This is a genomic window from Streptomyces sp. GC420 (genome assembly GCF_009916105.1).
Lineage (GTDB): Bacteria > Actinomycetota > Actinomycetes > Streptomycetales > Streptomycetaceae > Streptomyces.
Window position 1 is genome coordinate 1 of the sequence record NZ_JAAAXQ010000262.1, and the last position, 11,830, is coordinate 11,830.

Annotated in this window: 8 protein-coding genes and 1 pseudogene; 4 read left to right on the forward strand and 5 right to left on the reverse strand. The window is 71.7% G+C overall.

Features of this window, described 5'->3' with window-relative positions:
• Both GUY61_RS26655 and GUY61_RS26660 read left to right on the forward strand, forming a co-directional pair.
• Nucleotides 1-1,309 (forward strand): ABC transporter permease subunit (locus GUY61_RS26655; RefSeq protein ID WP_243766770.1); only part of this gene is annotated, 1,309 nt, incomplete at its 5' end.
• Nucleotides 1,306-2,241, forward strand: a complete 936-nt coding sequence (locus tag GUY61_RS26660) for a carbohydrate ABC transporter permease (RefSeq protein ID WP_166632793.1) — start codon at nt 1,306-1,308, stop codon at nt 2,239-2,241. The genes GUY61_RS26655 and GUY61_RS26660, both read left to right, overlap by 4 nt.
• Before the next feature lie 150 nt (nt 2,242-2,391).
• On the opposite strand, the gene pgl is transcribed toward GUY61_RS26660, so the two are convergent.
• The 5 genes and pseudogenes from pgl to tkt all read right to left on the reverse strand — a co-directional run bounded on the left by pgl (nt 2,392) and on the right by tkt (nt 9,496).
• Nucleotides 2,392-3,174, reverse strand: a complete 783-nt coding sequence (gene pgl, locus GUY61_RS26665) for a 6-phosphogluconolactonase (protein WP_166632794.1) — start codon at nt 3,172-3,174, stop codon at nt 2,392-2,394.
• A 577-nt stretch (nt 3,175-3,751) separates the two neighbouring features.
• A pseudogene (gene opcA / locus GUY61_RS26670) lies at nt 3,752-4,676 on the reverse strand (glucose-6-phosphate dehydrogenase assembly protein OpcA); the annotation flags it as partial.
• Nucleotides 4,673-6,211, reverse strand: coding sequence for a glucose-6-phosphate dehydrogenase (gene zwf / locus GUY61_RS26675; RefSeq protein WP_166632795.1), 1,539 nt, complete (start codon nt 6,209-6,211; stop codon nt 4,673-4,675). The gene zwf and the pseudogene opcA, both read right to left, overlap by 4 nt.
• 4 nt (nt 6,212-6,215) lie before the next feature.
• Nucleotides 6,216-7,358: a transaldolase gene (gene tal, locus GUY61_RS26680; RefSeq protein ID WP_166632796.1), complete on the reverse strand. Its 1,143-nt coding sequence runs from the start codon at nt 7,356-7,358 to the stop codon at nt 6,216-6,218.
• A gap of 32 nt (nt 7,359-7,390) precedes the next feature.
• The gene (tkt, locus tag GUY61_RS26685) at nt 7,391-9,496 is read right to left on the reverse strand and encodes a transketolase (protein ID WP_166632797.1); all 2,106 of its coding nucleotides are present in this window, start codon (nt 9,494-9,496) and stop codon (nt 7,391-7,393) included.
• Nucleotides 9,497-9,950: 454 nt separating this feature from the next.
• On the opposite strand from tkt, the gene GUY61_RS26690 reads away from it, so the two are divergent.
• Together GUY61_RS26690 and GUY61_RS26695 are read left to right on the forward strand one after the other, a co-directional pair.
• Nucleotides 9,951-10,892 carry a heme o synthase gene (locus GUY61_RS26690; protein WP_166632798.1) on the forward strand — a complete coding sequence of 314 codons (942 nt, stop codon included), beginning with the start codon at nt 9,951-9,953 and terminating at the stop codon, nt 10,890-10,892.
• Nucleotides 10,893-11,071: 179 nt separating this feature from the next.
• On the forward strand, nt 11,072-11,476 hold the full coding sequence (locus tag GUY61_RS26695; protein ID WP_166632799.1) for a hypothetical protein: 405 nt from the start codon (nt 11,072-11,074) through the stop codon (nt 11,474-11,476).
• The last annotated feature ends 354 nt before the right edge of the window (nt 11,477-11,830 follow it).

Consider the following 11,830-nt stretch of genomic DNA (forward strand, 5'->3'; position numbering starts at 1 on the left):
GGCGGCACGCCGCGCCGCCCGGCGCCGCAGGCGGCTGATCGCCGCGGCCTTCGTGCTGCCGACGCTTCTGCTGCTCGGGGCCCTGGTCGTCTACCCGGTCCTCTTCTCCGTCGGCCGCAGCTTCTTCGACGCCGCCGGCACCCGCTTCGTCGGCGGGGAGAACTACGCCGAGATGTTCAGCGACCCGGCCACCCTCAAAGCCATCCGCAACAGTGCCATCTGGGTCGTTGTCGCCCCGACCCTGCTCACCGGCCTCGGTCTGATCCTCGCCGTGCTCACCGAGAAGGTGCGCTGGGCGACCGCGTTCAAGCTGCTGCTGTTCATGCCCATGGCGGTCTCCTTCCTCGCCGCGGGCATCACCTTCCGGCTCGCCTACGAACAAGACCCCGACCGGGGCGTGCTCAACGCGGTCGCCGTCGGGGTCCACGACACAGTCACCGGCACCTCCGCCTATCCGACGGCCCGGGCCCGGGAAGGCGGAGGACTGGAGAAGGGGACGGACGGCTCGTACAGCACCGAAAGCGCGCTGGAGACCGGGAAGACGGCCGCCCTCGGTTTCGTCGGTGTCCAGGCCAAGGACCTGCCGTCCGGCGCCCGGCCCGCGGCTCCCGCCGCGACCGCCCGCGCCGCGGAGGACGAACTGCGCGGGGTCGTGTACCTCGACTTCACCCCCGGCGGAGGCGGCGAACGCGGCCGGGTCGACCCGGCCGAGAGCGGGCTGCCGGAGATGACCGTCGAGGCGCTCAGGGACGGCGAGACCGTGGCGAGTGCCACCACCGCGGCCGACGGCTCGTTCCGCCTCACCGGCCTCGACCCCGGCCGGTACACCGTCAGGCTGCCCGCGGGGAACTTCGCCCCGCCCTACGAGGGCATCGCCTGGCTGGGACCCGCGCTGGTCACCCCCGCCATCATCGGCGCCTACCTGTGGATCTGGACCGGCTTCGCCTTGGTGCTCATCGGCGCGGGACTGGCCGCACTGCCCCGCGACACCCTGGAGGCCGCCAGGATGGACGGCGCGAACGAGTGGCAGGTCTTCCGGAGAATCACCGTGCCCCTGCTCGCCCCGGTGCTCACCGTGGTCTTCGTGACCCTCGTGATCAATGTGATGAAGGTCTTCGACCTCGTCTACATCATCGCGCCCGGCCCGGTGCAGGAGGACGCGACGGTGCTGGCCACCCAGATGTGGCTCGTCTCCTTCGGCGGCGGCAACGACCAGGGCCTGGGCAGCGCCCTCGGCGTGCTCCTCCTGCTGCTGGTCGTGCCCGCCATGGTCTTCAACGTACGCCGCTTCCGAAGGAGCCAGTCATGACCGCCACCACCTTCACCGGCACCGGTGACACGACGCGCGAGGCCCCCGCCGCGGGCGGCCCGCAGGCCGGGCCGACGCTCCGGCGGCCGAAGAGCGCCCGGCTGACCCGGTGGCTGGGCAACGGGGCGGTCCAGACCGTCCTGATCGTCGTAGGACTGATCTGGATCACCCCGCTGGCCGGGCTGTTCTTCTCCTCCATGCGCTCCGACCAGGACAACGCCGACAGCGGCTGGTGGACCGCGCTGACCCGGCCGGACCAGCTGTCCTTCGACAACTACAGCGCACTGCTCGCCGACTCGGGGATCACCCGGGCCTTCTGGAACACCGTGCTGATCTCCGTGCCGACCACCGCTCTGGTCGTCGTCCTCGCGGCACTCGCCGGATACGCCTTCGCCTGGCTGGAGTTCCCCGGGAGGGACTGGCTGTTCCTGCTGGTCGTGGCGCTGCTGGTGGTGCCGGTGCAGGTCGGCCTGCTGCCGGTGGCCAAACTCTTCGGTCAGCTCGGCCTGTTCGGCACCATCCCGGGCGTGGTGCTCTTCCACGTCGCGTACGGGCTGCCGTTCGCCGTGTTCCTGCTGCGCAACTACTTTGCGGAGATACCGAAGGAGATGCTGGAGGCGGCCCGGATGGACGGCGGCGGCGAATGGCGGATCTTCACCCGGCTGGTGCTGCCGGTGGGGCGGCCCGCCATCGCCAGTCTCGCCATCTTCCAGTTCCTGTGGGTGTGGAACGACATGCTCGTCGCCCTGCTGTTCGCCTCGAGCGACGCGCAGCCGCTCACCGTGGCCCTCCAGTCCGAGATGCGGCAGTTCGGCACCAACATCGGCATCCTGGCGCCCGGCGCCTTCCTCTCCCTGATCGTGCCGGTGGTCGTCTTCTTCGCCTTCCAGCGGCACTTCGTCCAGGGGGTGATGGCGGGCTCGGTGAAGTGACACGCGGTCAGGCGACGCCAGTGCGCCCGGACTTCGGGCCGCTCGGCCCGCCCGGCCCGGCGGCGGCTGTGTGCGCGGGCGCGGGCGGAACGCAGGGGCCCCGCACTCTCCCTCCGGGAGGATGCGGGGCCCCTGCGTTCCGCCGGCCGGTCAGGCCGAGGCCGGCGGATACAGCGCACGCGGCAGCTTCGACGCGGCGGCCGCGTCCAGCAGCCACAGCGTGCGGGAACGCCCGTACGCCCCGGCGGCCGGTGCCTGGATCTCGCCTGCACCCGACAGCGCGATCGCCGCGGCGCCCGCCTTGTCCTCGCCCGCCGCGAGCAGCCACACCTCACGCGCGGCACGGATCGCGGGCAGGGTGAGGGAGATCCGGATCGGCGGCGGCTTCGGCGCGCCGTGGACGCCGACGACCGTGCGCTCCTGCTCGCGGACCCCCGGATGCTCGGGGAAGAGCGAGGCCACATGGGTGTCGGGTCCGACACCCAGCAGCAGGACGTCGAAGGACGGCACCGGGCCGTGGTCCTCCGGACCCGCGGCGGCGGCCAGCTCCTCCGCGTAGGCCGCCGCGGCCGCGTCCGCGTCGGTTCCCTGCGGTCCGTCCGAGGCGGGCATGGCGTGCACGCGCTTCGGATCCACCGGCACCGAGTCCAGCAGCGCCGCACGGGCCTGGGTGACATTGCGCTCCGGGTCGCCCTCCGGCAGGAAGCGCTCGTCGCCCCACCACAGGTCGAGCCGTGCCCAGTCCACCGCGTCCCTGGCGGGTGCGGCGGCCAGCGCGGCCAGCAGCGCGTTCCCGTTCCGGCCGCCCGTCAGCACCACCGAGGCGCTGCCGCGGGCGGACTGCGCGTCCACGATCCGGGTGATCAGCCGGGCCGCGGCCGCCTGCGCCATCAGCTCCTTGTCGTGGTGGACCACGACCTGCGGGGCGCTCACAGGGTGTCCGCCTTCCTGACCGGGGGCATCCGGGCCGGCGTCGGCCGGTCCGCGGTCCCGCCGGTCTCCCCGTCCCCGTCGCCGTCCGCCGCTCGTCCCGCCGCGGGCGGCGCGCCCGTGCGGGCCGGCGAAAGCGCGGGCGGCAGTGCGGCAACCGGCCGGTCGGCGCTCCTGGCCGCCGAACTGGAGCCGGCCGCCGAACCGGACTCGGGGCCGCGTCCGGTGTCCGAGACCGGTCCCGAGCCGGAACCGATCGCCGGGGCGGTGCCCGGTTCGGTGGAGCCCGCACCGGAACCGGCCGGTGCCGCGTCCGCCGTGGCTCCCGGCCGCGGTGCGGCGGGGGCCGCCGAAGGCGAGGGCGCGGCCGACGCCTCCGGTGCGGCGGCGGGTCCGGCTGCCGGGCCGGACCCGGACGCGGGGAGGCCTGGGAGGCCGTCGGCGGGCGGTGTCGCCGGCCGGGCAGAGGCTTGAGGGGAACCGGTGGCACCGGGCGCGCCCCCGGTGCCCCGCGTCGCGGCGAAGCCGGACGCCGTCGTCGCCGTCGTCGCCGTCGTCGCGGACTCCGCCGGGGATCCGCCGGTGCTCAGCCGGTCGAGGCCGAACCGCAGCGCCGACGCGTACGTGTCGTCCGGATCGAGCCGGCGCAGCTCCTCGGCCAGCAGCTCCGAGGTCTCCCGCCGCTTGAGCGCCACCGCGCGGTCGGGCTGGCCCTGCATGGACAGGGTGGCCAGCGTGCCGTCGTGCCGGTCGAGCGTGATCGGGCCGCAGTCGGTCTCCAGCCGTACCGCCGTCAGGCCGGGGCCCGTCGACTTCCCGCGCGTGACCGGCACCTCCAGCCGGTCCGCGAGCCACATGGCCAGCAGTTCGACACTGGGGTTGAACTCCTCGCCCTCCACGTCGGCGGCGAGGACCTTGCAGCGCACCTGGTCGAGCGCCGCGGCGAGCATGGAGCGCCACGGGGTGATCCGGGTCCACGCCAGGTCGGTGTCGCCCGGCTCGTAGGTCTCGGCGCGTGCCGTCAGCTCCTCGATGGGCTGCTCGGCGGAGTAACTGTCCGTGACCCGCCGCTGGGCCAGTGCACCCAGCGGGTCCTTGGCCGGGTGGAGGGGCGCGTTCACCGGCCACCACACCACCACCGGCGCGTCCGCCAGCAGCAGTGGCAGCACGACCGACTGAGCGTGGTCCGCGACCTCGCCGTACAGCCGCAGCACCACCGTCTCGCCGGTGCCCGCGTCCGCGCCCACCCGGACCTCGGCGTCCAGCTTGGACGACGTGCGGTCGCGGAGGGAACGCGAAACCCGCTTGATGACGACGAGGGTCCGCGAGGGGTGCTCGCGAGACGCGTCGTCGGCTGACTTCAGCGCGTCGTAGGCGTGCTCCTCGTCCGTCACGATGACGAGGGTCAGCACCATTCCGACGGCCGGAGAACCGATGGCACGGCGCCCCTGCACCAGCGCCTTGTTGATCCGGCTGGCCGTGGTGTCCGTGAGATCGATGTTCATGGCCGGCGCCAGCTCCGTCCGTCTCGTGCAAGCATCTCGTCCGCCTCGGCGGGGCCCCAGGTTCCGGACGCGTACTGCGCGGGCGTGCCGTGCGTGTCCCAGTACTCCTCGATGGGATCGAGGATCTTCCAGGAGAGTTCGACCTCCTCCGTGCGCGGGAAGAGGTTGGCGTCGCCGAGCAGGACGTCCAGGATCAGCCGCTCGTACGCCTCGGGGCTGGACTCCGTGAAGGACTCGCCGTACGCGAAGTCCATCGACACGTCCCGGATCTCCATCGAGGTGCCCGGCACCTTGGAGCCGAAGCGGATGGTCACCCCCTCGTCCGGCTGGACCCGGATGACCAGGGCGTTCTGGCCCAGCTCCTCGGTGGCCGTGTGGTCGAAGGGGGAGTGCGGGGCGCGCTGGAAGACGACCGCGATCTCGGTGACCCGGCGGCCGAGCCGCTTGCCGGTGCGCAGGTAGAAGGGGACGCCCGCCCAGCGGCGGTTGTCGATCTCCAGCTTGATCGCGGCGTAGGTGTCGGTCTTCGACCTGGGGTCGGTGCCCTCCTCCTGGAGGTAGCCGATGACCTTCTCGCCGCCCTGCCAGCCGGCCGCGTACTGTCCGCGCACGGTGGCCTTGGCGAGGTCCTTGGGCAGTCTGACCGCGCCGAGGACCTTGGCCTTCTCCGTCACCAGGGCGTCGGCGTCGAAGGCGGCGGGCTCCTCCATCGCGGTCAGCGCGAGCAACTGGAGGAGGTGGTTCTGGATGACGTCGCGGGCGGCGCCGATGCCGTCGTAGTAGCCGGCGCGGCCGCCGATGCCGATGTCCTCGGCCATGGTGATCTGGACGTGGTCGACGTAGGACCGGTTCCAGATCGGCTCGAACATCTGGTTGGCGAAGCGCAGCGCCAGGATGTTCTGGACCGTCTCCTTGCCGAGGTAGTGGTCGATCCGGAAGACCGCTTCGGCGGGGAACACCTCGTGGACGACCTGGTTGAGCTCCTTGGCGGAGGCCAGGTCGTGGCCGAAGGGCTTCTCGATGACCGCACGCCGCCAGGAACCGCTGGGCGGATCGGCCAGGCCGTGCTTCTTCAGCTGCCGCACGACCACCGGGAAGGCGCTGGGCGGTACGGAGAGGTAGAAGGCGAAGTTGCCGCCGGTGCCCTGCTTCTTGTCGAGGTCCTCGATCGTCGAGCGCAGGGTCTCGAATGCGTCGTCGTCGTCGAAGCTGCCCTGGACGAAGCGCATCCCCTGGATGAGCTGCTGCCAGACCTCTTCGCGGAACGGCGTACGGGCGTGTGCCTTGACCGCGTCGTGGACCTCCTGGGCGAAGTCCTCGTCCGCCCACTCGCGGCGGGCGAAGCCCACCAGCGAGAACCCCGGGGGCAGCAGGCCCCGGTTGGCGAGGTCGTAGACGGCGGGCATGAGCTTCTTGCGTGACAGATCGCCCGTGACGCCGAAGATCACCAGGCCCGACGGCCCCGCGATGCGCGGGAGCCGCCGGTCCAGGGCGTCACGAAGCGGGTTCGCTCCGGTGACGGAAAGAGGTGACAAGGCCTCAGCCCTCCGAAGGAGCGAGGCGCTTGAGCTCCGCCTCGGTGGAGTTGAGCAGGTCGACCCACGCGGACTCGAACTTCTCCACGCCCTCGTCCTCGAGGAGTTGCACGACCTCGTCGTACGGGATGCCGAGCTTCTCGACGGCGTCCAGCTCCGCCCGGGACTGCTCGTAGGTGCCGGCGATGGTGTTGCCCGTGATGGCGCCGTGCCCGGCGGTCGCTTCGAGCGTGGCCTCCGGCATGGTGTTGACCGTGCCGGGGGCGACCAGTTCGTCGACGTACAGCGTGTCCTTGTACGCGGGGTCCTTCACGCCGGTGGAGGCCCACAGGGGACGCTGCTTGTTGGCGTGCGCCCGGTCCAGGGCCGCCCAGCGCTCCGAGGGCTCCGTCGAACCGTCCGCGGAGCCGAAGACCTCCTCGTACGCCTGGTAGGCGAGCCGGGCGTTGGCCAGGGCGGCCTTGCCGCGGGCCGACTTGGCCTCGGGGGTGCCCAGAGCGTCCAGCCGCTTGTCGATCTCGGTGTCCACGCGGGACACGAAGAACGAGGCCACGGAGTGGATCTTGGACAGGTCCAGGCCGCGCTCGCGGGCCTTCTCCAGGCCGGCGAGGTAGGCGTCCATGACCTCGCGGTAGCGCTCGAGCGAGAAGATCAGCGTGACGTTGACGCTGATGCCGAGGCCGATGACCTCGGTGATCGCCGGGAGGCCCGCGCGGGTGGCGGGGATCTTGATCAGCGTGTTGGGCCGGTCCACCAGCCACGCCAGTTGCCTGGCCTCGGCGACGGTGGCCCTGGTGTCGTGCGCCAGCCGCGGGTCCACCTCGATGGAGACCCGGCCGTCCTGGCCCTCGGTGGCGTCGAAGACGGGCCGCATGATGTCCGCGGCGTCCCGGACGTCCGCCGTGGTGATCATGCGGATGGCTTCCTCGACGGTGACCTTCCGCGCCGCCAGGTCCGCCAGTTGCTGGTCGTAGCCGTGGCCCTCCGAGATCGCCTTCTGGAAGATCGACGGGTTCGTCGTCACCCCGACCACGTGCTGCTGGTCGATGAGCTCCGCCAGGTTCCCGGACGTGATCCTGGTACGGGACAGGTCGTCCAGCCAGATCGCGACGCCTTCGTCGGAGAGGCGCCCCAGTGCGTCTGTCATGAGAATTGCAGCTCCTAAGTCGTATAACCGCGTCAGCGCGCTGCGGCTTCGAGGCCCGTGGCCGATTCCATGCTCGCCCGGGCGGCGGCGGCCACGGCCTCCGCGGTGAAACCGAACTCGCGGAAGAGGACCTTGGCGTCGGCCGAGGCACCGAAGTGCTCGAGGGAGACGATCCGGCCCGCGTCGCCGACGAAGCGGTGCCAGGTCAGGCCGATGCCGGCCTCGACGGCGACCCGTGCCTTCACCGACGGCGGCAGGACGCTGTCCCGGTACCCCTGGTCCTGCTCGTCGAACCACTCGACGGACGGCATGGACACCACTCGGGTCGGGATGCCCGCGGCCTGGAGCTCCTCGCGCGCCCCCACGGCCAGCTGAACCTCGGAGCCGGTGGCGATCAGCAGCACCTGCGGCTCGCCGCCCTCGGCCTCGGCCAGCACATAGCCGCCCTTGGCGGTGTCCTCGTTGGGCTCGTACGTCGGAACGCCCTGGCGGGTCAGCGCCAGGCCGTGCGGGGCGCCCTTGCCGAACTCCTTCGTCCAGCGCCGCATGATCTCGCGCCAGGCGATGGCGGTCTCGTTGGCGTCGGCCGGGCGCACGATGTTCAGCCCCGGGATGGCGCGCAGCGAGGCCAGGTGCTCCACCGGCTGGTGGGTCGGGCCGTCCTCGCCGAGCCCGATGGAGTCGTGCGTCCACACGTACGTCACCGGCAGGTGCATCAGCGCGGACAGCCGGACCGCGTTGCGCATGTAGTCGGAGAAGACCAGGAACGTACCGCCGAAGACGCGGGTGTTGCCGTGCAGCGCGATGCCGTTCATCTCCGCGGCCATGGCGTGCTCGCGGATGCCGAAGTGGATCGTCCGGCCGTACGGGTCGGCCTCGGGCAGCGGGTTGCCCGTGGGCAGGAAGGACGAGGTCTTGTCGATCGTGGTGTTGTTCGAACCGGCGAGGTCGGCGGAGCCGCCCCACAGCTCGGGGATCACCTGGCCCAGGTCCTGGAGGATCTTGCCGGACGCGGCCCGGGTGGCCAGTGACTTGCCGGGCTCGAAGACCGGGATCTTCTGCTCCCAGCCGGCCGGCAGCTCGCCCGCGGCGATCCGGTCGAACTCGGCGGCACGCTCCGGCTGGGCCGAGCGCCACTCCTGGACCTGCTTCTCCCACTCGGCGCGGGCCTCGCGGCCCCGGTCGGCCAGCGCACGGGTGTGCGCGATGACCTCGCCGGAGACCTCGAAGGTCTGCTCCGGATCGAAGCCCAGGACCCGCTTGGTGGCCGCGACCTCCTCCTCTCCCAGCGCCGAGCCGTGCGCGGCCTCGGTGTTCTGGGCGTTCGGGGCCGGCCAGGCGATGATCGACCGCATGGCGATGAACGAGGGGCGCCCGGTCTCCGCCTCGGCCGCCCTGATGGCGTCGAACAGGGCCGCCGGGTCCAGGTCGCCGTTCTCCTTGGGCTCGACCCGCTGCACGTGCCAGCCGTACGCCTCGTACCGGGCAGCCGTGTCCTCGGAGACCGCCGTCTCGGTGTCGCCCTCGATCGAGATGTGGTTGTCGTCCCACAGCAGGATGAGGTTGCCGAGCTTCTGGTGGCCGGCCAGCGACGAGGCCTCGGCGGCGATGCCCTCCTGGAGGCAGCCGTCACCGGCGATCACGTAGATGTTGTGGTCGAAGGGGGACTGCCCCGCCGGGGTCTCCGGGTCGAACAGGCCGCGCTCGTAGCGGGCGGCCATGGCCATGCCGACGGCGTTGGCGACGCCCTGCCCCAGCGGGCCGGTCGTGGTCTCGACGCCCTTGGTGTGCCCGTACTCCGGGTGTCCGGGGGTCTTCGAGCCCCAGGTGCGGAAGGACTTCAGGTCGTCCAGCTCCAGCCCGAAGCCGCCGAGGTAGAGCTGGATGTAAAGAGTCAGGGACGAGTGGCCGGCGGACAGCACGAAGCGGTCGCGTCCGGTCCAGTCCGGGTCGGAGGGGTCGTGCCGCATCGTCTTCTGGAAAAGAAGGTAGGCGGCGGGAGCCAGGCTCATGGCCGTGCCGGGGTGGCCGTTGCCGACCTTCTGCACGGCATCCGCGGCCAGGACACGCGCGGTGTCGACAGCCCGCTGGTCCAGTTCGGTCCACTCGAGATCTGTGGTGGTCGGCTTGGTGCTCACCCTGAGTCAGGGCTCCTCTCCACATGTCCAAATACCGGTGACGGTGTGTTCACCGGGCGCTGCCGAGCCTACAGGCGCGGGAACGCCCATCCTCTGGATGTTCATTCCCCGGGCTGCGGCCGGCGGGGGAGTCCGCCCACCGGGTCGGCGGCTTCTCCACGGGTCCGCCCGGCCGTCCTGCCCGGCCCTCGTGCTCCGGTCCTCTTATACGGAGGCCGGGGGGCGCCGACTCATGCCGCGCGGAAGTTCTCCGCGTACCCCGTGCCGGAGTTCTCCGCGTACCCCGCGCCGGGCGGTGCCCAACACGAGCGACCCCCGCGAAAGCCCAGGGATGGGCAGCGTCTACAGTGGCGTGGTACGCGCAAGTCTTTACCGGGCCTTCATGTGGCTTTGTTCCATCGTGCCGCCTTCATGCCGTCCGGTGCTTGCTGGGATTTCTCTGTCAGGGGTGTGCGTGACGGCCGTCGAGTCCCGACCCGCAGGGGTAGTCGGGGGCAGCCAGGCCCATCGGCCGATCGGGGCCCGAGTCATGGGATTCGTGGCGCTGACCAAGCCGCGGATCATCGAGCTGCTGCTGATCACGACCGTTCCGGTGATGTTCCTCGCCGAACAGGGAGTGCCCGACCTGTGGCTGGTGCTCGCCACCTGCTTCGGCGGATACCTCTCCGCGGGCGGCGCCAACGCGCTGAACATGTACATCGACCGGGACATCGACGCGCTGATGGCGCGGACCTCGCAGCGGCCACTGGTCACGGGCATGGTCAGCCCGCGCGAGGGGCTGGCCTTCGGGATCACCCTCGGCGTGGTCGCGACGCTGTGGTTCGGCCTGACCGTCAACTGGCTGTCCGCCTGGCTGTCGCTCGGTGCGCTGCTTTTCTACGTCGTCGTCTATACGATGATCCTCAAACGGCGTACGGCGCAGAACATCGTCTGGGGCGGTATCGCCGGCTGCATGCCGGTCCTCATCGGCTGGTCCGCGGTCACCGACTCGATGTCCTGGGCCGCGATCATCCTCTTCCTCGTCATCTTCTTCTGGACGCCGCCGCACTACTGGCCGCTGTCGATGAAGGTGAGGGACGACTACGCGCGCGTCGGCGTGCCGATGCTCCCCGTCCTCGTCGGCAACAAGGCGGTGGCCCGCCAGATCGTCAGCTACAGCTGGGTGATGGTCGGCGTATCGCTGCTGCTCCAGCCACTCGGCTACACCGGCTGGTTCTACACCCTGGTCGCGCTGGTCACGGGCGGCTGGTGGCTGTGGGAGGCGCACGCCCTGCACGCCCGGGCGAAGTCGGGTGTCACCGGGGCCAAGCTCAAGGAGATGCGCCTCTTCCACTGGTCGATCACCTATGTCTCGCTGCTCTTCGTGGCGGTCGCGGTTGATCCCTTCCTCCGCTAGACGTCCTTCCCCGGCGTTCCCCCGCTTTCCCCGGCGGCCCGCTCCCCGTCTCCGACGGGAGCGGGCCGCCGTGCTTCCCCCGCGCGCCGCGCGGACCGCGGCGTGTCCTGTGCCACCGTGTCCCATGCCACGCGGCCCGCCCGTCGCATGTCGATCTACCGCCGAGTAGCATGCGGCGCATGGCAGAGACGAACGCCGGTACCCCGGCAGACACCCAGGCCGAAGAGACCGCGCGGGACTCCAGGGCCGAGCGCCGGGCGGCGAAGCTCGCCCGCTCCATCGGCGCCTTCGCCAAGCGCCACGGCGGCGCCGAGGGGCAGCTCGCCTACATCGGGCAGCGCGGCACGAGGATCGTGCTGGTCGGCGAGGACGGCCAGTGGGGCGACCTGGTCGCCCCGTCCCACGCGATCGCGCAGAGCGCGGCCGAGAAGGCCGGCCTCACCCTGCACGAGTCCTTCGACGGCGACTTCGCGGCGAAGGTCCGTACGGGGCCGTACGAGTGGAAGCGCATGGCCGGCATCCAGCTCGGCGGCAAGCAGGAAGCGGCGCGGGAGCCGCGGAATCCGGCGACTGACGCCGCCTGAGCCAGCACCCGACGGGCCACTCGCACGTTAAGCCTCCTGGGAACGCAGTGTCCGCGAGGACGAAGCGACGAGGAGGCGTGGGGGATGGCTTTCGAACGGCCGGACCGGCCCGGACGGACAACCGACGACGCCAGGGTCCCGGGCGGCCCTCCGGCGGGCCCTCGCCGGGCCACGGACCCTGACCCCGGGGCCACCGCGCCACCGCCCCGGGCCGACCGCGCCGGGGACCCGCCCGGCCCGGTCACGGGTCCTGGCCGCGCTGCCCCGGACCGGCCGCCTCGGCGGGGTGCCGGCGCCTTCCCGCGTGCTGCGGTGGGGGAGGACGGGCCGGGGACGAGGCCCGGCGGTGGGGAG

Bases quoted from the DNA above. Each gene is read 5' to 3' on its own strand.
- GUY61_RS26660 (WP_166632793.1), top strand. From the start codon at position 1,306: ATGACCGCCACCACCTTCACCGGCACCGGTGACACGACGCGCGAGGCC.
- tal (WP_166632796.1), bottom strand. From the start codon at position 7,358: ATGACAGACGCACTGGGGCGCCTCTCCGACGAAGGCGTCGCGATCTGG.
- GUY61_RS26695 (WP_166632799.1), top strand. From the start codon at position 11,072: ATGGCAGAGACGAACGCCGGTACCCCGGCAGACACCCAGGCCGAAGAG.